Below are 19,930 nucleotides of genomic sequence, written 5' to 3'. Positions count from 1 at the left end.
CGGGTCGGACGTGGCCGGCATCCGGCTGCGGGCCTGGCGCGACGGCGGCGACTGGGTGCTGCGCGGGGAGAAGACGTTCATCACGTTCGGCGACGAGGCCGACTACGCGATCGTCATCGCGGTGAGCGGCTCCGCCGCCCGGGAGGCGACCGCCTTCCTCGTCGACCGGAAGATGGGGTGGACCTCCCGCCCCATCGAGACCATGGGCAGCTGGCACACGCCGGCCGCGCTCACCTTCGACGACGTACGGGTGCCGGCGTCCAATGTGCTCGGCGAGGTGGGCGGCGGGTGGGAGCTGGCGATGCGCTGGATCGTGCGCGGGCGGTACGTGATCCCGTCGCAGGCGGTCGGCACGGCCGAGCGGTGCCTGCACATGGCGATCGCGCACGCCAACACCCGCGTCACGTTCGGCCGGCCGATCGGCGAACGGCAGGCGATCCAGTGGATGATCGCCGATTCAGAGGTCGAGCTTGAGGCGGCGCGGTGGCTGGCGCTGCGCTGCGCCTGGACGGTCGACCAGGGCCAGCCCGCCCGGCACCCGGCCGCCGTGGCCAAGCTCTACGGCGCCGGCATGGTCAACCGGGTCGTCGACCGCACCCTCCAGATCTTCGGCGGCATGGGCTACACCCGGGACCTGCCCATCGAGGGCTGGTACCGCGCCGTCCGTGTCCTGCGCGTGCTGGAGGGCACCGACGAGATGCAGCGGATGATCATTTCCCGCGATCTGCTGCGCGGGTACGAGAAGATCGGGGACACCTCGCATGATCGTGGACGCGCACGCGCACCTCACCGTCGACGACCCGCGCTATCCGGTCGCCCCGCTCCGCGGCACCCTCGACCCGGACGTGCTTGACGACCCCATGACCGCCGAACGCCTGCTGTCCATGATGGACGACCTGGGCGTGAGCCACGCAGTCGCGGTGCAGCGGGCGCACATCTTCGGGTACGACAACAGCTATGTCCTAGACTCGGCCCGCCGCCTGCGCCCTCGCCTCGCCCCGGTCTGCATGCTCGACGCCGACCGCCCGGACGCGGCCGAGGTGGCGGCCAAGCTCGCCGACGCGGGCGCCGTCGCGATGCGCTTCACCGCCGGCGCCGGCACCCCGACCGGCGGCCCGCCCGGCACCGCCTGGTTCGCCGGCGAACACGCCGCGCGCGTCTGGGCACGCGCGGCCGAGCTGGGCGTGTCACTGTGCCTGCACATGTACCGCTGGAACCGGGCCGAGAGCCTGGCCACGCTCGGCGACATGATGCGCCGCTTCCCCGACGTCGACGTGGTGGTCGACCACGTGGGCAGCATCGGCGTCGACCGCCCACCGGCATTCGCCGGCACCGAAGACCTGCTGCGCCTAGCCGACCTCTCCCGGCTGCACGTCAAGGTGACAACGCTCAACGCGATGCAGGTGCGCCGCTGGGGCGGCGACCCGGCGGCCCTGGTCGAGTGGCTGGTCGCCCGCTTCGGCGCCGGCCGCGTGCTGTGGGGCTCCGACATCACCCAGACCCGCCTGCCGTACCCGGACATGGTCGAGACCGCCCGCGCCTCGGTCCGCACCCTCCCACCCCACGAAGCCGACGCCGTCCTCCGCGAAACCGCCCTGTCCCTCTACTTCTAAGCGACCTTTCAGGGCCGGTTCGCGCTCGCCGCGTGTTCCTTCAGCCAGATTTGCCCCCGTCCGCGCCAGCTGCGGACCGTATGCTCCCGCGGGCACCGCTCCGGCCGGCGGCTCGCCAGGGCTCGCCGAAATCCCCGGCCTCCGCTGCCAGCTCCGCGGGCCAAGCCCCGCAGGTGCTCGTGCCACCGCGCCTGGACGCGCCGACCGGGACGGGCTGTGGATCGCGGACCGGACCATTGTGGACGGACACCCAAACGCGCCCCGAAAGGGCCTCGGGAGAGCGCCGCCGTTAGGCTGGCGATCTCACCTCGCGCCGGTCGGCCGGGTGTTGTGGGCAAGATGTCTTGCTTTGCTCGCTATATGGAGCTTTCGGGGTCGGGGGTCGATCGAGGGCCGGCGGCCGCAGATTCGCGTTGACGGGGTCAAACCTTCACGCGAAGACGCCGCTCAAGGCCGGCGGCCGTAGATTTCCTTGATCGACGTGAGCAGCACGGTGTCGCACTGCGATTGTGTCGAGAAATTTCCCCTGGAGGGGCAATTTCGCGCCACGGACAAGCAGAGCACCCACCGATCAAGGCCACGCCCCGACGAGCCAGGCGGAGATCTCCCGCCGTTGGCATAGAGGTAGCCACCCCAGCGACGCACCACCACGATGCCGGTCATGATCCAGACAAAATCCCTGATTTTGGTGCTTCCCGCGAGGGTTGAGGCAACAAAATCAGGGATTTTGTCGAGATCTTGATTGGTCCCGTGACGGACGCGGCGGGCGGGGGACCAGCGGGCAGTTCCGACCAGTTCTCTACGCCCCGCAGCGACGGGATGGGCTTGACCGGCGAGCCTGGCAGCGGAAGTCGGGGCGACCATAGGGAAGCAGAGCAAGTGCGTCCGCGACAGCACCACCGACCGTTGCGCGGCGCGGTGCCGGACTGGCGGCCCCGCGCTGGCGGGGCCGGGTTGGCGGCCTTGGGTTCGCGGCGGCGGGCTGGCGGCGTGGGTGGTGTGGGGTGGGCTTGACCCGCGGGGCTGGCAGTGGAGGTCGGGGGTTCGGGGAGCGCTAGCGAGCCGCCGGCCGGAGCGGTGCCCGCGGGAGCATACGGTCCGCCGCTGGCGCGGACGGGGGCAAATTGCCTGAAGAGGTCACCACCGGTGCGTGCCCGCCTCCGGGCTGTGTTGGAGGCGGGCGGCGGCCGTTTCTCAGGTGGATGTTGGCAGGTAGGGGGTGATCGCGGCGGCGGCTTCGGGGCCGTAGGCGTCGGTGAGGCGGGCGGTGCCGTCGGCGGGTGTCAGTGTCCACTCCTGGCTGCCGACGCTCTCCAGCACCGCGGTGGCCACCAGCGAGGCTAGCTGCGCCGCGTGGGTGACCGGCAGGCCGCTGTCGAGTCCGGCTAGGAAGCCGGCGCGGAACGCGTCGCCTACGCCGGTCGGGTCTAGGATCTGGCGGGCTGGGACCGCGTTCACCTGGATCTCGGCCTCCCCGCGGGTGGCGATGCGCGCTCCCTTGCCGCCCAGCGTGGTGATCCGCATGCCCACGCGGTCGGTGATCTGGCGTTCGGACCAGCCGGTGCGGCGTACCAGCAGCTCCCACTCGTACTCGTTGGTGAACAGGTACGCGGCGCCGTCGACAAGCGCCCGGCACTCGTCCCGGTCCAGGCGCGGCAGCTGCTGCGACGGGTCGGCGGCGACCGGCACGCCGAGCTGGTGTGCCTGGGCGGTGTGGGCGAGCATCGCCTCCGGGGCGCTCGCCCCGACGAGCACGAGCGACACCCCTCGGGAGGCGATGATCGGCGCGAGGTCGATGCTCGCCGAGGCGGCCATGGCGCCCGGGTAGAACGAGGCGATCTGGCACTGGTCCTCGTCGGTGGTGCAGGTGAACCGCGGCGTGTGCGCGCCCTCGACGGTCAGCACGCCGCCGCAGTCGACGCCGTGCCGTTCCAACCACGAGCGGTAGTCGGCGAAGTCGGCACCGACGGCACCGACGAGGACCGGGCGCCGGCCGAGGACGCCGAGGGAGAAGGCGATGTTCGCGGCGATCCCGCCGCGCCGGATCTCCAGGTCGTCGACGAGGAAGCTCAGCGAGATCCGGTCGAGGCGTTCGGCGATGAACTGTTCGCGGAACCGGCCGGGGAAGTGCATGAGGTGGTCGGTCGCGATCGAGCCGGTGACCGCGATCGGGCCGGCCGCCATCAGAACACCACCGTCGTGGTGCCGTGGACGAAGACGCGGTCGGCGCAGTGCCAGCCGACCGCGCGGGCGAGCACGGTGCGCTCGATGTCGGCGCCGCTGCGGCTCAGGTCGGCGACGCCGGCCCGGTGCGAGACGCGCACCACGTCCTGCTCGATGATCGGCCCCTCGTCAAGGTCCTCGGTGGCGTAGTGGGCGGTGGCGCCGATGAGCTTGACCCCGCGCTGCCTGGCCTGCTCGTACGGGCTGGCGCCGGCGAACGCGGGCAGGAAGGAGTGGTGGATGTTGATCACGGGTACACCGACCTGGTCGAGGAAGTCGCCGGAGAGGATCTGCATGTACCGGGCCAGCACCACGAGGTCCACCTCGCCGCGGAGCAGGTCGAGCTGGACCCGCTCGGCGGCCGGCTTGGTGGCCCGGGTGACTGGCACATGCACGTACGGAGTGCCGAACGCGGCCACGTCGGGCTCCAGGTCGGGGTGGTTGGACACCACAGCGGCCACCTGGATCGGCAGCTCACCACGCCGGGCCCGCCACAGCAGGTCGAGCAGGCAGTGGTCGTACCGGGACACGAAGATCGCCACGCGGGTGGGCGTAGCCGCGGCCCGCAGCCGGAACTCCGCGCCCAACCGCCGCGCCACCTCGACGTCGAACTGCCGCTCCAGCAGGTGCATCCGCTCCCGCAGCCGCGCGAGGTGGAACTCGGTGCGGAGCATGAACCGGCCGCCCGTGGCACCGGTGGAGAACTGGTCGGACTGGAGGATGTTCGCCCCGTGCCGGTGCAGGAACGAGGTGATCAGCGCGACGATGCCCGGTCCGTCCGAGCAGGACACGACGAGGCGGGCGATGTCGCCGGCCTCGGCGGGCTCGATCGGCGCACGCGTGGCGGGCCGCTCGGAGACGGTCGTGGTCATGCCGCCCGCACCACCGCGGGCTCGGCGAGGCCGGCGGCCTTCCGCAGCTCCTCCGCCCGGTCGGTGCGCTCCCACGGCAGGTCCACATCGGAGCGTCCGAAGTGGCCGTACGAGGCGGTGGCCGCGTAGATGGGGCTGTGCAGGCCGAGGTAGCCGCGGAACGCCGCCGGGCGCAGGTCGAAGCAGTCCTCGACGAGCCGGTCGATCAGGGCGGGGTCGACGCGCTCGGTGCCGAACGTGTCGACCAGCAGCGAGACCGGCCGGGCCACGCCGATCGCGTACGCCACCTGCACCTCGGCCCGGCTCGCCAGCCCGGCGGCCACCACGTTCTTCGCCACGTAACGGGCCGCGTACGCCGCCGAGCGGTCCACCTTGGACGGATCCTTGCCGGAGAACGCGCCGCCGCCGTGGCGGGCGAAACCCCCGTACGTGTCGATGATGATCTTGCGGCCGGTGAGCCCGGCGTCGCCGACCGGCCCGCCGATGACGAACCGCCCGGTGGGGTTGACCAGCAGCCCCGCGCGCAACTCGGCGGCGTCGTACAGCTCAGGAGGGAGGACCGGGGCCACCACGTGCTGCCACATGTCCGCGCGGATGCGGTCGGCCGTCGCCTCCTCGGCGTGCTGGGTGGAGACGAGCACCCGCTCGATCCCGACCGGTACCCCGCCGCGGTACCGGATCGTCACCTGCGTCTTGCCGTCCGGCCGCAGGTAGTCGACGACGCCGGTGCGGCGCACCTCGGCCAGCCTTCGGGCCAGGCGGTGGGCGAGCGTGATCGGCATGGGCATCAGCTCGGGCGTCTCGTCGCAGGCGTAGCCGAACATCATGCCCTGGTCGCCGGCACCCACCCGGTCGAACGCGTCGTCCGAGAGCCCTTCGCGGTGCTCTTGCGCCTGGTCGACACCCTGCGCGATGTCCGGCGACTGCCGGTCCAGCGCGACGAGCACGGCGCAGTGTTCGCCGTCGAAGCCGTACGCGCCGTCGTCGTACCCGATGCGCGTTATCGTGTCGCGGACGATGCGCGTGTAGTCGAGCTGCACCGGCGTGGTGATCTCGCCGGCGAGCACGGCCATGCCGGTGGTGACGAGGGTCTCGCAGGCGACCCGCGACTGTGGGTCGGCGGTCAGCGCGGCGTCGAGCACCGCGTCGGAGATCGCGTCCGCGACCTTGTCCGGGTGCCCTTCGGTGACCGACTCGGACGTGAAGAGAAAGTCCACTTTGCTCACGGTGTCGCTCCTTGCGAGACGGAGAGGGAAGGTAGCTCGTCCCGGACCATCCGGGCGCCGCGGGCCATCGCGGCCAGCTTCGCCCGCGCGGTCACGGCGCTCAGGTTGCGCAGCCCGCAGTCCGGGTTGACGAGGAGCCGGTCGGCCCCGATGTGCCGCAGAGCCCGGCGAATGCGGTTGGCGACGAGCTCGGGGGTCTCGACCTCGTCGCTTTTCACGTCGACGACGCCGAGCCCGACAGCGCCGGGCCAGCCGAACTTGTCGATGATCGTCAGGTCGCCGTCGCCCTTGCGGGCGAACTCCAGCACGAGCTGGTCGACGTCGGCCTGAAGGACGTCGGGGAAGAGGAAGTCGTAGTGCCCTTCCCAGGAGGGGCGGGCGTACCGGTTGCCGTAGCAGACGTGCAGCGCCCAGGTGACGTCGACGCCGTCGGTTACCGCGTTGATCGCGTCGACCGCGAGCGCGACCTGGTCGGTGTGCCCGGCCAGGAACGGCTCGTCGATCTGGAGCAGCGTCGCGCCCAGCTCCGCCAGGGCACGGGCCTCGGCGTTGAGCACCCGCGCCATCGCCATCACCAGGTCGCGTTGGCTGAACCGGCCGCGGTCGTGGACCCGGCAGGACAGCGAGAACGGGCCGGTGAACGAAAACTTGACGGGCGCCTTCGTCTGGGCCGAGGTGAACGCGTAGTCGGCGGCCAGCCCCAGCGGCGACGGCCCGGTCACCTCGGGGAGCGCGGCCGCCCGCGCCTCGTAGTAGTCGAAGTAGAAATCCTTGACCGGCTCGGGGATCTCGATGCCGGGCATCCGGGCGAGCGTGTAGTCGATGTCGTTGTCCCGGCGCAGCTCGCCGTCGGAGACGATGTCGATCCCGGCCAGCTCCTGGTCACGCAGGGCCGCCTTGACCGCCATGTCGTGCACTTCCTGGAGCTGGCCGTAGCTCATCTTGCCGCGGAAGTACTCGGTCTTGAGTCGTTCCATCCACTCCGGCACGGGGTACGAGCCGACGACCGTCGTGGGCAGCAGCGGTAGCGCCATGGTCACTCCCTCACCTGGGCGGTCATCGTCACGATGTTGCCGGCGGTACGGTGCCGGAACTGTTCGAAGTGGACGTCGAAGCCACACCGCCGTCCGATGTGGGCGATCAGCGGGCCGTTGACCCAGTTGACGACCGAGCCGTCGTACTTGCCCGGGCCGCGGAACTGGCTGCGATACCCCTCCACGCCGGTGACGAAGATGTCGTGGCAGATCAGCCGGCCGTACGGGTGCAGGAGCTGGAGGCTGTCGGTGAAGCTGGCCACCGCGCCGTTGCTCACGTGCATGCGCACGTCGGCTCCCGACTCCAGCAGCGGGCGAAGCGCCTCGCCGCTGAACTTCGGCGTGACCGCGTACTCGTCGAGCCCGGGCAGCGGCACGTACCGCTCCTCCAGGCGCACCGTCGACCACGCCTGCCGCCAGAACGCCACGGCCGTGTCGAGGTCGGGGAACTCCTCGGGTGCCACCTCGGTCAGCAGCAGCGGGCCGAGGCGGAGCAGCTTGTGCACCAGATCCGTCTTCGCGCCCTGTGCGGGCAGGTAGGCGCGGGTCTGCACCGCATACGTGCGACCGCCGATCTGGGCCACCTCGTCGGTCGGCAGGTTGTCGTACACATTGGACACGTAGACGAGGAACACCTTGTACTTCAGGAACCCCAGCGAGGTCAGCGGCCGCGTAGCGTCGAGGGCGACCGAGCTGACCCGGCCGGCGTGGTCGGCGACGGTCTCACCGGCGAGGTCGAGGACGTGCTGGGAGTAGTCGCACATGAGGTAGTGCAGCCGACGGTAGTAGTCGGTGCCCCGAGCGCGGTCCAGGCGGCGGAACTCGTCGAGGAATACCTTGGCCTGGTTGCCGTTGCCGACGCCGAGCTCGACGACGACCAACTCCTCGGGGAGGGCCGCCTTGAGCTCCAGCGTCTCCCAGACGTCGAAGAGCCCTTCGATCACCTCGTGGGCGGCGTCGCGGTTGCGGGCGTCGCTCTCGCCGCCCGGCAGCGCCTGCTCGTAGCCCCGGCCGGACGACTTCTCCCACAGCTCCAACGCTCTCCAGTAGAGGGCGTTGAAGTCCCAGACGCAGCTCGCCGAGCCGGGCACCCAGTCTTCGAGGTAGGCCCGGTCGCCTGAGTCGCCGCTCAGGCTCGGGACGCCGGGGCCGCGCCGGACGTCGACGGCGACCTCCAGACCCTCCGGAGTGGACAGTATCGGCCGAAGGTCCACGGCGTCGCGGAAGTTTTCCTTGTACTGCACCCAGTCGCAGACCACGCGCACCCGGCCGAGGTCCCATTCGGAGTCCGCGAGCGCGGAGACGACCGGGCCGACCGAGGCCGTGAGGTCGACCGGCTTGCCGGAGCGGAGCCGCGCGTGCGGCCGGAAGTCAATCAGCATCGTCGCCACCCTTCGTGGCCTGCCGGATCCCGGCCTGCCGCACGATGTCGGGTACCTCGTCCTCATGGCCGAAGACCATCAGGTGCACGCCGCGCACGCCGTCGAGCGCGGCCAGGGCCTCGATCGTCTCCACGCAGACGCGCCGCCCTTCCTCCTCGACCCGCTGCTCCGGCACACCGGCCAGCCTCCTGCGCACCGACTCCGGCACGTGGATGCCGGGCACGGTGCCGGTCAGGAACGACAGCATCCGCCGCGACCGGATCGGCCCCACCCCGGCGATCACCGCGCACCGCTCGGTCACGCCCTCGTCGCGCAGTGGGCGCAGCCAGCGGGCGAAGGCGTCGACGTCGAAGACGTACTGCGTCTGCACGAACTCCGCGCCCGCGGCCACCTTCTTCGCCAGGCGCCGGGCCCGCAGCTCGGCCGGCGGGGCGAATGGGTTCTCCACCGTGCCGATCAGCCACGACGGCCGTACCCCGAGCCGCTTGCCGGACAGCAGCGTCCCCTCGTCGCGGAGCGTCCGCGCGGTCCAGACCAGCTGCACCCCGTCGAGGTCGAAGACCGGCTTGGCGTCCGGGTGGTCACCGAGCGTCGGATGGTCCCCGGTGAGCAGCAGCACGTTGCGAATGCCGAGCGCCGCCGCGCCGATGAGGTCGGACTGCAAGGCGAGCCGGTTGCGGTCGCGGCAGGTCAGCTGCATCACCGGGTCGAGCCCGGCACGCTGCACCAGGATGCTGCCGGCGAGGCTGGACATCCGGACGTTGCCGCCCTGGTTGTCGGTCACGTTCGCGGCGTCCACCCACCCGCGCAGCGCGCCGACCTTGCGCGCGATCGCCTCGGTGTCCGCGTCCCGCGGCGGCGCCACCTCGGCCGTCACCACGAACCGTCCGTCGGCCAGCGCACCGCGCAGCCCGCTGGCCGCCGTCCGCGCTTTCAGGCCAGACTCGCTCATCGCCGGCCCGCCAGCGCCGGGTGCGGGTCGTCATCGTCGTAGGCGACGGCCAGCCCCTCGTCCCGCCCCTGCCAGTAGTTGATCCACGAGCTGCGCGTCCACTGCCGGTTGTCCACCGGACGCTGGAGCAGGTCGAGGTCCGCGTCCCGGCCCGCATCCTTCGCGCGGGTCCAGGCCGTGACCCAGACGCACTGCTGGGTACGGTCCACCTCGCACGAGCCGTCCGGCGACACCCCGCCGCAGGGCCCGTTGCGCAGCTGCTTGGGGCAGGTCATCGGGCACGCGTACCCGGTGGTGGGCAGCGCGCACTGGCCACACATCCGGCAGCCGAAGAGCCGCTCCTTGGTGACCCGCTCGCCCGCCGTGAACCACCGGTACAGCACCGGACGCCGCTCGACGTACGCGGCCAGCCGCCGGTAGAAGGCGTTCTCCGCGAGGAGCGCGTGCAGCGCGTACGCGAGGAACGCCGGTATCCGCGGCCGGAACGGCCGTATCCGCTCGACGCCCATCGACCCCTCCTCGCCCGCCGTGTGCCTGGTCGTAACAAGGTCGCAAGGAAGCGGTGGGAGTGTCTTCGGGCGGTGCCGCAAGCTTCCACCCGCCCCACTTGTGTCCGAACACAAGCGGCCAGCGCCCGCGGGTACCCTTGCGCACCGTGAGCGGGTGATCAGGAGGCGGCCGTGACGCGTGTGGTCCTCATCGGTGACGTGGGTGGGCATCCCGACCAACTGCGGGCCGCCCTCACCGAAGCCGGCGCACACGACGACCGCCTGCCCGACGATCTCGTCGTCGTCCAGGTCGGTGACCTCGTCGACCGCGGACCGGACAGCGCCGGAGTGCTCGCCCTCGTCGCCAGCTTCCTCGAGCGCCAGCCGGACCAGTGGGTGCAGCTCGCCGGTAACCACGAGGCGCAGCACCTTCCCGGCGCCAGCCGCTTCTGGCCCGAGCCGATCGGCGACGGCGACGCCGCCCTGCTGCGGGAGTGGTGGGAGCGCGGCTCGCTCGGCGTCGCGGCCGCGGTGCGCACCGCCGAGGGCGACGACCTGCTCGCCACGCACGCCGGTCTGACCGCGCGGGCGTGGCGGGAGCTGGGCGAGCCGGCCACGGCCGCGGCGGCCGCGCGCCTGCTCAACGAACGGCCGGCGCTGATCTGGCAGGGCGGGGTAGTGGCACGCGACGAGGGCGCCGGGCCGTTCTGGGCGGAGGCGGGCTGGGAGCTGTACGAGCCCTGGCTGCACCACTACGCCCAGGGCGGCTTCGTCCCCTTTGGACAGGTGCACGGCCACTCAAGCATCGTGCGGTACGCCGACCGCGCCTGGCGCTGCCCCGGCCGCGTACGGCAACGGGCCACAGTGGACTGGGACGCCCGCCACGTGCGCGTGCGGATCGGCGGCCGAGTCTTCACAGGCATCGACCCCAAGCACGGCACGTCCGGCGCACCAGCCTGGTCGCCACTAACGCTTTCCGGCGCGACGCTCCTGACCACCTCGCGCGCCTAGACTAGAGAGCCTTTGGAGTTTGGGTAGCCTCGGCGTCTTGTCGCGGATAAAGGTCCAAAATCAAGGAGATTGGGCTACCGCGACGTCCGCAGTGGTCCAGACCGTCGCTCCCGCGGCCTCACCCATCGCGGCTGGGCGAGCTCACCCCGGGTCGCGGTCGGCCGACGGCGACCTTCGCTGCCGGTCCGCGCGCCAAGCTTGCTCGACGCTACGACGGGCCGCCGTCTGGCAGATCGTGGTACCTACTTGCCCCTGGAGGGGCAGTTGGATACCACGATCTCTCGCGTACGCCAACCCGACCGTGCCGATCAAGGAAGCGGGTGCGCGGACAGCCACTGACGATGCCGCTCCCGCAAGGCGTCGCGCCCACCACCGAAATCTGGCGCTCGCCCCGCGGATCCGGCCGTTCGGCCTCCGGGCCAGTTGCTGTCCACAGTGGCCTTCCGCAGGCGCTCGCCGATCACGCCCGGCGCTTCAGCTCCCGCCTCCGCCTCCTCCGCCGCCATCACCGCCCCCGCCTCCGCCGCCCCAGCTGCCGCTGTCGCCGCCCCAGCCGCCGCCAGAACCGGCCGTCGGACCGCCGTCACCGTGGAGTTCGGTCTCCGGGCCAACGTCATGGCCGTACCGCCGGCGAACCGCGGGCCGCCCCGGCCGCCGCGCAAGCACGACCGCAACAGCAACGACGCCCCCAATCAACCCAACGAACAGAAGATTCTCCACGCGACCACCCCGTCCGCCCACGACCCGGCCGCTAGCCCGGTTGATCAGGGACTTGGTGGGCGTGTCGGCCGGCGTGTCAGTCCATAAAGTCCCTGATCAACCGTAAGGCCCACGAGCAAGCGGGCGGTCAGCCCTTGGTGGAGCCGGCTAGTAGGCCGCGGGTGAAGGCGCCCTGGAGTGCGAGGAACACCGCGAGCGGGATGGCCAGCGAGATGAACGCCGCGGGGGCGATGATGTCGATGTTCGCGCCGTACTGCCGGAGTTGGGCGAAGATGGCGACGGTCAAGGGCTGGGTGGCGCGGCCGAGGGTCAGGGCCACGATCAGGTCGTTCCAGGTGAAGAGGAACTGGAAGATGGCCAGCGCGGCGATCGCCGGGCGGCTGAGCGGCAGGATGAGCTGGGTGAAGACGCGTGCCTCGGACGCGCCGTCCAGGCGTGCCGATTCGATGATCTCGACGGGGATCTCCAGCAGGGCGTTGCGTAGCAGGAAGATGCCGAACGGCAGGCCGAACGCGACGTGGAAGAGGATCAGGCCGGCCGCGGTGTCGAAGAGGCCGGTCGCGTTGTAGAGCGAGAAGATGGGGATCAGCGCGATCTGGAGGGGTACGACGAGCAGCCCGACCACGACCAGGAAGAGCCCGTCCCGGCCGCGGAACGGTAGCCAGGCGAACGCGTAGCCGGCCAGTGCGGAGATCAGCACCAGCAGCGCCGTATTGCCGACCGCGACGACGCAGGTGGTGACGAGCGCGTCGACGAGCTGGCGGTCGGCGAACATGGCGCGGTAGTTGTCGAGCGTCATGAGCCGTGGCTTGGCGAGCACCGTCCACCAGCCGCCGCTCTCGATGACGGACGGTGGCAGCAGCGAGGTCAGCAGCAGCCCGAAGGTGGGCACGAGCCACAGCAGGGCGATCCCGCCGAGCAGCAGCTGGACGGGGAGCCTGCGGAGCGCGGTCATCTGCGTCCCTCCCGGCGGAAGCGGCGGATGTTGAGGGCGAGCGCGGGGAGTACGAGCAGAAAGAGCACGACCGAGATGGCGGAACCGAGCCCGTAGTTGTTGGCGCCGGTGAACGACGTGCGCCACATCGCCAGCGCGATGACGTTGGCATCGTCCTGTGTGGACTCACCGGCGACCGCCATCACGATGTCGAAGACCTTCAGGACGTTGACGACCATGGTGACGAGTACGACGGTCAGAACCGGGGCGAGGAGCGGCACGGTGACGCGGCGGAAGACCTGCCACTCGGAGGCGCCATCGATCCGGGCCGCATCCAGTACGTCGCGGGGGATGGCGGCCAGCCCGGCGGCGATCAGCACCATGGCGAAGCCGGCCCACATCCAGGTGTACGCGATCATGATGGTCGGGGTGATGAGCTTGGGGCCGAGCCAGTCGACGCCCTCGAACGGCGCGGCGAACGTGTCCCGCCCGATCGCCACGCGGTAGTCGCCGGGGTCCAGGCCGCTGAACCGGAAGCCGCCGTCGGCCGAGGTGTGCGTGGTGGCGAGCACCCGCCCGCCGGTGTCCCGAAGCTCGACGGTCGCGCCGGGGATGCCCGCCTCGCCCGGCTCCACGACACCGGGCTGCCCGCCGCCGGGGGAGAAGTCGCGGAAGACCGTACCGGTGATCTGGTCAGGGCCGGCGGCCGGTATCGCCGCGGGCACCGAGCCCGGTGGCACCTCGCGCGTGGGTATCCCGGTGAGCCCGAGCGGCGCGCTCTGCCCGGGGCGCACCGGGTCGCGCAGCGCGATGCCGCTGCCCGGGTCGCCGGTGAGCGCGGGGGTGGACGGGCGACCGGTGGCGAGTACACCGGTGGGGTTGACCGCGTCGTGGACGACGCCCACGACCGCGTTGAGCGTGCCGCGCTGCGGGTCCTTTTCCGCCATCACGTGCCAGATCACGCCGGCGGCGAACATCGAGACCGCCATCGGCATGAAGACGGCCGTGCGGAACGCCGCGGCCCAGCGGATCCGCTCGGTGAGGACCGCGAGCACGGTGCCGATCGCGGTGACGGTGAGCGGGACGACGGCGACCCACAGCGCGTTGTTGCGGATCGCCATCGTCAGCGTGTCGGTGGTGAAGAGCGTGTGGTAGTTGTCCAGCCCGACGAAGTCCTGCGGGTCGCGGCCGAAGAGGCTGCGCAGCACGGTACGCACGGTCGGGTAGACGATCCAGACGGCGAGGATGGACAGTGCCGGGGCGAGGAAGGCGGCGGCGAGGAGCGGCTGCCGCCACCGCCCCGGCGGCCGGTGGTGCGGGCGTGCCGGGGCGGGGGACGGCCGGGACACCGTCCGCGTGGGCTTGGGCTGGGTCGCGACCACCGGTCTAACCGCCGTACGCCGCGGCGGCCGCCGCCTCCAGCCGCTTCGCCGTACCGTCCACATCGGACGGATTGGCCAGCAGATCCTGGAGGAGCTTGAACTCGCCCTGCCCGGCCGTGCCGCCGAAGGCGACCGGCGCGAGGTCGGACATGTCGAAGCGGAACGTCTTGGCGTTGGCGACCGCGTTGGCGGTGGTGCGGGCGAGCTCGTCGGGGTACGCGTCGCCGGGAAGCTGCCGGTTGGGTGAGGAGAAGCCGCCCCGCTCGGCCCAGATCCGCGCCGCGGCGGGCGTCGTCAGGTAGGTGGCCAGTGCCCGGCTCGCCGGCGAGTCGGCGAACATCACCACGGAGTCGCCGCCGCCGACCACGGTGGCCGGGTCGCTGCCGCCGATGGACGGGAAGGGTACGACGGCGTAGTGCTCGCCGCCCTTCACGGCTGGGTTGTCGGCGATCGCGGTCGGCACGAAATCGCCTTCGATCACGACCGCCGCGCTGGGCTTGTCGCTGAGCACCTTGGCGGAGGCGGTGGGCAGGTCGGTCTGGAGCGCGCCGGTCGTGCCCCCGGCGATGTTGGCGCTGTCGCCGAGCACCTGGGTCATGGTGCGCAGCGCCGCGACGACGGATGGGTCGGTCCACGGGATCTCGTGGGCGGCGAGCTGGTCGTACTTCTCCGGACCGGCTTGGCGCAGGTAGATGTTCTCGAAGAGGTCGGTGAGGGTCCATCCGTCGGCGCCGGCGATCGCGTACGCCGGGGTGCCGGCCGCCTTGAGCGTGCCCGCCGCCGCGATCAGCTCGTCCCAGGTGCCGGGCGGCTTGACGCCCGCGTCCTCGAAGGCCGCCACGTTGTACCAGAGGGTGGACTTGTTGGCCGCCTTGAAGACGAACGAGTACATGTGACCGTCGGCGACGCCGATCCGGGCGATGTCGGGCGGGAAGTCGGCCTCTACCCCGGCGCGCAGGAAGTCGAGCGGTTTCAGCGCGCCCCGCTCACGAAACTGCGTGACCAGCGCGGGCTGCGGCACGACGGCGAGGTCGGGCGGGTCGCCGCCTTCCACGGCGGTGCCGAGGACGGTGGGCAGGTTGTTGCCGGCCGAGGTGTAGGTGACCCGTACACCCGGATGGTCGCGGGTGAAGCCGTCGAGCACGGCCTGGAACGCGGCGCGCTCCTCGCCGGTCCACACCGCCATGACCGACACGTCGCCGCTGACCGCACCTCCCGGCGCGGCGCTGTCGGGTGCGGTGCTCTCGCTACAGGCGGCGAGGGCGGTGACGGCAAGGGAGAAACCGGCGGTGAGCCGAAGCAGTCGTCTGTTGCTCATGGCCATACCCCTTCTGGAGGGCCGAGCTGCAAGATTTGTTCGCGACAGTAATTAATTAACGTGGCGGTAGTCAAGGGTTAACAAAAAATCGGCCGGGCTACTCTCTTTGGCGTGGCCAGCCAAAGTTCGCGACCGGCACTAAAGTCGTCGCCCGCCCCCACCACCGCCGACCTGCGGCGGGACAACCTCGGGCGGGTGCTGCGGCTGGTGCACGAGGACGGGGCGATGACCCGCGCCGCGATCACCGAGCGGCTCGGGCTGGCCCGGGGCACGGTCGGCGTCCTGCTGGACATGCTGGTCCGGGGCGGCCTGCTGGTGGAGCGCTCGCCGGAGCTGCCGGGCACGCGGGGCCGCCCGTCGCCGGTCTTCGACACCGTGCCGACCGGTGCCACCGTGCTCGCCGTCGACCTGGCCGTGGAGGGCTTCCGGCTGGCGGTCGTGGGGCTGGGCGGCCGGGTGCTGAGCCGGCACGAGTGGCCCTGGGATCCGGCCGCGTCCACCGAGCAGAGCGTCGCCACCCTCGTCGAGCGGCTGCGCGGCGCGGCCCGCCGGCGCACCGCCGCGCCGTACCAGGCGGTGGGTGTTGCCTGCTGGGGGATCGTGCGCGGCCGGGACGGCTTCGTGCACCTCGCGCCCAACCTGGGCTGGCGGGACGTGGCGCTCGGCGCGCTGCTCAGCGACGGGCTCGGCGCCGGGCGGGCCGGCGCGGGCGGGCTCGTCCAGCACGTGGTGGTGGCCAACGACGCCGACCTGGGCGCGGTCGCCGAGTACCGGCGGGGTGCCGGGGCCGGCGCCCGGCGCCTGCTGTACGTGCACAGCGACGTCGGCGTCGGTGGCGGCATCGTGCACGAGGGCACCGTCCTGGGGGCGAGCGGCGGTTACGCCGGGGAGATCGGACACATGACGGTCGACCCGCGTGGCGTCCGCTGCCGGTGCGGGGCGGTGGGCTGCTGGGAGACCGAGGTGGACGAGCGGGCGCTGCTGCGCGCCGCGGGCGTCCCCGACCCGCCGGAGCCGGCTTCGCTGGCCGGGGCGGTCGCGGGGGTGCTCGAGGACGCCCGGGCTGGGCGGCCGGCGGCGGTCGAGGCGGTGCGGATCGTGTCCACCGCGCTCGGCACCGGCCTGGCCAGCCTGGTACACATCCTCGGGCCGGACCGGATCGTGCTGGGCGGCTACCTCGCCGACCTGTACGCGCTCAGCCCGGTGCCGACCCGGCGGGTGCTCCAGGAGCGCGGCTTCTCCGCCGAAGCGCGCGACGTGCCGATCCTGCCCGCCTCCCGCCGCGCCGACGCCTCCTTCCTCGGTGCCGCCGAGTACGCCCTCGAACCGCTGCTCAGCGATCCGGCCGCGGTGCTTCGCCCGCGCTGAGCCGCAGCACCGCCGCCTCGTAGCCGCCCAGGGACAGCGCGTCGCCACGCAGTTGGGTGGCGGCGCCGGTGCGCGCGGCGAGTGTCCAGGGTCCGCGCCCGGGAGCGCGGATCTCCCGTGGACCGGCGGCGAAGTTGGCGACCACGACGACCGTGTCCGACCCCCACCGCCGCTCGTAGCAGAGCAGGTCGGCACCGAGCTCCAGCGGCCGGTACGTGCCCTGCCGCAGCGCGGGGGAGCGGCGCCGCAGCGCCAGTAGCGCCCGCGTGAGCAGCAGCGTGCTGCCCGGGTCGGCGCGCTGGGCGGCCACGCTGAGCCGGTGTGCGCCCTCCGGCAGCGGCAGCCACGGCTCGGCGGCCGTGGTGAACCCGGCCGCTTGGCCGGCGGCGGACCACGGCATCGGCGTGCGGCCGAGGTCGCGGTTGAACGCCGGATTGCGCCGCCCCCACGGGTCGCGCTCCTCGCCGGGGCGCACCGGGCTGTCGGGCAGGCCGAGCTCGTCGCCGTAGTAGAGCACCGCGGTACCGCGCAGGGTGAGCAGCACGGCGAGCAGGCAGCGGGCCTGGGCCGAGCCGTACCGGGACGCGACCCGGGGCTCGTCGTGGCTGCCCAGCGCGACCGTCGGGCCGCCGCCGGGCGGGATCGCCGCCTCGACCTGCGCGAGCGCCTGGCCGAAGCTCGCCGCGTCCCACGGCAGGGCGGGCAGCGTCAGGTTCATCGGCATGTGGATCTCGTCCAGCGCGGCGCCGTAGAAGCTGGCCCAGTGGTCGAGCCCGACGCCCGGCTCGGGCACGATCTCGGCGATCGCGAGGTGCGGTGCGCCCGGCCGGTGCTCGTCCAGCAGGCGGCGGATGCGCTGGTACAGCGGGTGGATGTCGGCGTGCCCTCGGTCGTAGAGGTGGCGAAGCCGGTCGTACTCGCCAAGGTTCTTCGGATGGCCGTCGTTGACCGGCGCGGCCGGCGGGTTGTCCCGCAGCAGCGGGTCTTTGAGCAGGTGCTCGGCGGCGTCGATGCGGAACCCGTCGACCCCTCGGTCCATCCAGAACCGCAGCACGTCGAGCATCGCCGTCTCGACCGCGGGGTTGCGCCAGTTGAGGTCCGGGATCTCGGGCAGGAACGAGTGCAGGTAGTACTGCGCGGTCTGCGGGTCCCAGGTCCACGCCGGGCCGCCGAAGACGCTGATCCAGTTGTTGGGCGGGCCGCCGCCGGGGCCGGGGTCGGCCCAGATGTACCAGTCGCGGCGCGGCGACTCGCGCGACGAGCGCGACTCCACGAACCACGGGTGCCGCACCGAGGTGTTGCTGCCGACGAAGTCGACAAGCACCCGGATGCCGGCCCGGTGGGCCTCGGCGACGATCGCGTCGAAGTCGGCGAGGCTGCCCATCGCCGGGTCGACCGCGCTGTGGTCCGCGACGTCGTACCCGAAGTCGACGGCGGGTGAGGCGTAGAACGGCGACAGCCAGATGGCGTCGATGCCGAGCCAGCGCAGGTAGGGCAGCTCGGCCCGGAGCCCGGCGAGGTCGCCCACGCCGTCGCCGTCGGAGTCGCGGAAGCTGCGCGGGTAGATGTGGTAGATGACGGCGCCCTCCCACCACGGCGCGGTGCCGGCGCGGGCGGCGCGGGTGAGGGTGCGGTGCTCGGTCTGTGGGGTCATCTCAGTTCCGTTCAGACTACGGTCCGTGAGCCTTGACGTGGTTATGGGTGAGCCCTTAGCGTGCTTTATGTTTGAGTCGAAAACATAATTTGTTCAAGGGCCGCGGCGCAAGGGTTCGCGGGCGACGAGACGGAGGGCAAGGGCGTGCCGAAGGAGATCATCGATCGGTACCTCGACGAGGTGCGCGCCGCCACCGCGGCCGTCGACGCCGGGCAGCTGGTGGCGGTGTCGGACGCCCTGATGGACGTCTGGCGCCGGGGTGGCACGGTCTACACGCTCGGCAACGGCGGCAGTGCGTCGCTCGCCTCGCACCTCGCCTGCGACCTGGGCAAGAACACGTCGCCCGATCTGGGCGCGGGGTTCGCCGTCCCGGCCGCGCGGCGGCTGCGCGTGATAGGGCTGGCCGACAACGCCGCGCTGCTGACCGCGCTGGGCAACGACGTCGGCTTCGAGGATGTGTACGTCGAGCAGCTCAAGCTCATGCTGACCGCCGACGACCTGGTGCTGGCCATCAGCGGCTCGGGGAGCAGCGGCAACGTGCTGGGCGCGCTGCGCTACGCGCGGCTGGTGGGTGCGGGCACGATCGTGTTCACCGGCGCCCGCGACAGCGCCGCCGGGATGCTCGCGCTCGCCGATCACGCCGTCCGCGCCCCGGTGGAGATCATGGAGCAGATCGAAGACCTGCACGTGATCTTCAACCACGTGTTGGCGGTGGTGCTGCGCGACCGGATCGCGCGGCAGGACGCCACCCGGTGAGCGCGTCCGGGCCGGGGCTGCTGGTGGCGGTCGACATCGGCGGTACCAAGACCGCGCTCGCGGTGGCCGCCCCCGATCCCGGCGGCCCCGAGCCCTACCTGGCCCGGCACCGCTTCCCGACCCCACCCACCGCCGGCGGGGTGCTGGACGCGCTGCTGCCGGCCGCGCACCGGCTCGTCGCCGGCCGGCCGGTGTCGGGCATCGGCGTGAGCTTCGGCGGCCACGTCTCGCTCGACACTCCGCCGGCACTGCGGTCGTTGCACGTGCCGGGCTGGGAGCAGGTGCCGCTGGCCACCGAGATGGAGCGCGCCCTGGGCGCGCCGGTGCTGGTGGCCAACGACGCGGAGGCGGCCGCGCGCGGCGAGCACGCCTGCATCCCGCCGGGCCAGCGCGAGATCGACCTCGCCTACCTGACCATCAGCACCGGCGTCGGCGGCGCGCTGCTGCTGCGCGGCCGGCCACACCGCGGGCGCAACGGGCTCGCCGGCGAGGTCGGGCACATCCGCCTGCGGGACACCGGCGCCTGCTCGTGCGGCGGGCAGGGGCACCTGGAGGCGTTCGCGTCCGGTCCCGCGATCGCCCGCGCGGCCGCCGAGGCGGTCCGGCGCGACCCCACCGACCCCACGGCCCTGCGGGCCCGGCTCGACCGGGACGGCGCGCTCACCGCGCGGGACGTCGACGCGGCCGCCCGGGGTGGCGACCCCCTCGCCGCCGCTGTGCTCGCCGAGGCGGGCGAGCTGGTCGGGCAGGCCTCCGCGATGATCGGCCTGTTGCTCGACCCCGACGTGATCCTCGTCGGCGGCGGCGTCTCCCAGTCCGGCGACGCCTTTTGGGAGCCGCTGCGCGCGGCGGTCCGCGCCGACGTGCTCCGGCACGTGCTGGTGCGTCCGGCGCTGCTCGGCCCGGACAGCGCACTGCGCGGGGCGCTGGAGCTGGCCGCCGATGCCGCGCGCGGTGCCGGCGAGCTGCGGCAGCCGGCCGCGGTCGCGCCCTGAGA

The 19,930-nt window shown here is 72.3% G+C and carries 17 protein-coding genes; 6 read left to right on the top strand and 11 right to left on the bottom strand.

Going from position 1 to position 19,930, the window contains the following annotated elements:
* Positions 1-10 precede the first annotated feature (10 nt).
* Positions 11-853, top strand: a complete 843-nt coding sequence (locus tag Pflav_RS14550) for an acyl-CoA dehydrogenase family protein (protein WP_232071404.1) — start codon at positions 11-13, stop codon at positions 851-853.
* Positions 762-1,613, top strand: coding sequence for an amidohydrolase family protein (locus Pflav_RS14545; RefSeq protein ID WP_173036653.1), 852 nt, complete (start codon positions 762-764; stop codon positions 1,611-1,613). The genes Pflav_RS14550 and Pflav_RS14545 overlap by 92 nt, the downstream gene beginning before the upstream one ends.
* A gap of 1,194 nt (positions 1,614-2,807) precedes the next feature.
* Here the strand turns inward: Pflav_RS14545 and Pflav_RS14540 are convergent.
* The 7 genes from Pflav_RS14540 to Pflav_RS14510 are packed head-to-tail and all read right to left on the bottom strand — an operon-like array spanning position 2,808 to position 9,811.
* Entirely contained in the window at positions 2,808-3,797 is a 990-nt protein-coding gene (locus Pflav_RS14540; protein ID WP_173036652.1) for a carbohydrate kinase family protein, read from the bottom strand.
* Positions 3,797-4,708, bottom strand: a complete 912-nt coding sequence (gene purU, locus Pflav_RS14535) for a formyltetrahydrofolate deformylase (protein WP_173036651.1) — start codon at positions 4,706-4,708, stop codon at positions 3,797-3,799. The genes Pflav_RS14540 and purU overlap by 1 nt, the downstream gene beginning before the upstream one ends.
* Positions 4,705-5,925, bottom strand: coding sequence for a methionine adenosyltransferase (metK, locus tag Pflav_RS14530; protein WP_232072676.1), 1,221 nt, complete (start codon positions 5,923-5,925; stop codon positions 4,705-4,707). The genes purU and metK overlap by 4 nt, the downstream gene beginning before the upstream one ends.
* Positions 5,926-5,930: 5 nt before the next feature.
* Entirely contained in the window at positions 5,931-6,968 is a 1,038-nt protein-coding gene (locus Pflav_RS14525; RefSeq protein ID WP_173036649.1) for a uroporphyrinogen decarboxylase/cobalamine-independent methonine synthase family protein, read from the bottom strand.
* A gap of 2 nt (positions 6,969-6,970) precedes the next feature.
* Positions 6,971-8,350, bottom strand: a complete 1,380-nt coding sequence (locus Pflav_RS14520) for a hypothetical protein (protein WP_173036648.1) — start codon at positions 8,348-8,350, stop codon at positions 6,971-6,973.
* Complete coding sequence (locus tag Pflav_RS14515) at positions 8,340-9,302, bottom strand: methylenetetrahydrofolate reductase (RefSeq protein WP_173036647.1); 963 nt, start codon at positions 9,300-9,302, stop codon at positions 8,340-8,342. Before Pflav_RS14515 ends, Pflav_RS14520 begins: the two co-directional genes overlap by 11 nt.
* A complete protein-coding gene (locus Pflav_RS14510) occupies positions 9,299-9,811 on the bottom strand; it encodes a methylenetetrahydrofolate reductase C-terminal domain-containing protein (protein WP_173036646.1) in 513 nt (170 codons plus the stop codon). The genes Pflav_RS14515 and Pflav_RS14510 overlap by 4 nt, the downstream gene beginning before the upstream one ends.
* Positions 9,812-9,982: 171 nt before the next feature.
* On the opposite strand from Pflav_RS14510, the gene Pflav_RS14505 reads away from it, so the two are divergent.
* Positions 9,983-10,801, top strand: coding sequence for a metallophosphoesterase (locus Pflav_RS14505; protein WP_173036645.1), 819 nt, complete (start codon positions 9,983-9,985; stop codon positions 10,799-10,801).
* Between the two features lie 847 nt (positions 10,802-11,648).
* Here the strand turns inward: Pflav_RS14505 and Pflav_RS14495 are convergent.
* Genes Pflav_RS14495 through Pflav_RS14485 form a run of 3 tightly spaced genes read right to left on the bottom strand, consistent with a single transcriptional unit; the run spans position 11,649 to position 15,155 of the window.
* Positions 11,649-12,476 carry a carbohydrate ABC transporter permease gene (locus tag Pflav_RS14495; RefSeq protein ID WP_173036644.1) on the bottom strand — a complete coding sequence of 276 codons (828 nt, stop codon included), beginning with the start codon at positions 12,474-12,476 and terminating at the stop codon, positions 11,649-11,651.
* A complete protein-coding gene (locus tag Pflav_RS14490; RefSeq protein ID WP_232071402.1) occupies positions 12,473-13,837 on the bottom strand; it encodes an ABC transporter permease in 1,365 nt (454 codons plus the stop codon). Before Pflav_RS14490 ends, Pflav_RS14495 begins: the two co-directional genes overlap by 4 nt.
* A gap of 4 nt (positions 13,838-13,841) precedes the next feature.
* Positions 13,842-15,155, bottom strand: a complete 1,314-nt coding sequence (locus Pflav_RS14485; RefSeq protein WP_173036642.1) for an ABC transporter substrate-binding protein — start codon at positions 15,153-15,155, stop codon at positions 13,842-13,844.
* Between the two features lie 111 nt (positions 15,156-15,266).
* On the opposite strand from Pflav_RS14485, the gene Pflav_RS14480 reads away from it, so the two are divergent.
* Positions 15,267-16,523: an ROK family transcriptional regulator gene (locus Pflav_RS14480; RefSeq protein ID WP_173036641.1), complete on the top strand. Its 1,257-nt coding sequence runs from the start codon at positions 15,267-15,269 to the stop codon at positions 16,521-16,523.
* On the opposite strand, the gene Pflav_RS14475 is transcribed toward Pflav_RS14480, so the two are convergent.
* A complete protein-coding gene (locus tag Pflav_RS14475; protein WP_173036640.1) occupies positions 16,489-18,177 on the bottom strand; it encodes an alpha-amylase family glycosyl hydrolase in 1,689 nt (562 codons plus the stop codon). The genes Pflav_RS14480 and Pflav_RS14475 overlap by 35 nt on opposite strands.
* A gap of 144 nt (positions 18,178-18,321) precedes the next feature.
* On the opposite strand from Pflav_RS14475, the gene Pflav_RS14470 reads away from it, so the two are divergent.
* Together Pflav_RS14470 and Pflav_RS14465 are read left to right on the top strand one after the other, a co-directional pair.
* Entirely contained in the window at positions 18,322-18,933 is a 612-nt protein-coding gene (locus Pflav_RS14470; protein ID WP_173036639.1) for an SIS domain-containing protein, read from the top strand.
* Positions 18,930-19,928: an ROK family protein gene (locus Pflav_RS14465; protein WP_173036638.1), complete on the top strand. Its 999-nt coding sequence runs from the start codon at positions 18,930-18,932 to the stop codon at positions 19,926-19,928. Before Pflav_RS14470 ends, Pflav_RS14465 begins: the two co-directional genes overlap by 4 nt.
* Positions 19,929-19,930: the final 2 nt, after the last annotated feature.

Source organism: Phytohabitans flavus, from assembly GCF_011764545.1.
GTDB classification, from domain to species: Bacteria; Actinomycetota; Actinomycetes; order Mycobacteriales; family Micromonosporaceae; genus Phytohabitans; species Phytohabitans flavus.
Note: the sequence above shows the minus strand (reverse complement) of the source record. Positions and strands in the feature narration are given on the sequence as shown.

What these genes read in the sequence shown, in the direction of transcription:
- Pflav_RS14545 (WP_173036653.1), top strand. Translation starts at nt 762, where the DNA reads ATGATCGTGGACGCGCACGCGCACCTCACCGTCGACGACCCGCGCTAT.
- Pflav_RS14540 (WP_173036652.1), bottom strand. Translation starts at nt 3,797, where the DNA reads ATGGCGGCCGGCCCGATCGCGGTCACCGGCTCGATCGCGACCGACCAC.
- purU (WP_173036651.1), bottom strand. Translation starts at nt 4,708, where the DNA reads ATGACCACGACCGTCTCCGAGCGGCCCGCCACGCGTGCGCCGATCGAG.
- Pflav_RS14525 (WP_173036649.1), bottom strand. Translation starts at nt 6,968, where the DNA reads ATGGCGCTACCGCTGCTGCCCACGACGGTCGTCGGCTCGTACCCCGTG.
- Pflav_RS14520 (WP_173036648.1), bottom strand. Translation starts at nt 8,350, where the DNA reads ATGCTGATTGACTTCCGGCCGCACGCGCGGCTCCGCTCCGGCAAGCCG.
- Pflav_RS14515 (WP_173036647.1), bottom strand. Translation starts at nt 9,302, where the DNA reads ATGAGCGAGTCTGGCCTGAAAGCGCGGACGGCGGCCAGCGGGCTGCGC.
- Pflav_RS14510 (WP_173036646.1), bottom strand. Translation starts at nt 9,811, where the DNA reads ATGGGCGTCGAGCGGATACGGCCGTTCCGGCCGCGGATACCGGCGTTC.
- Pflav_RS14495 (WP_173036644.1), bottom strand. Translation starts at nt 12,476, where the DNA reads ATGACCGCGCTCCGCAGGCTCCCCGTCCAGCTGCTGCTCGGCGGGATC.
- Pflav_RS14485 (WP_173036642.1), bottom strand. Translation starts at nt 15,155, where the DNA reads ATGAGCAACAGACGACTGCTTCGGCTCACCGCCGGTTTCTCCCTTGCC.
- Pflav_RS14475 (WP_173036640.1), bottom strand. Translation starts at nt 18,177, where the DNA reads ATGACCCCACAGACCGAGCACCGCACCCTCACCCGCGCCGCCCGCGCC.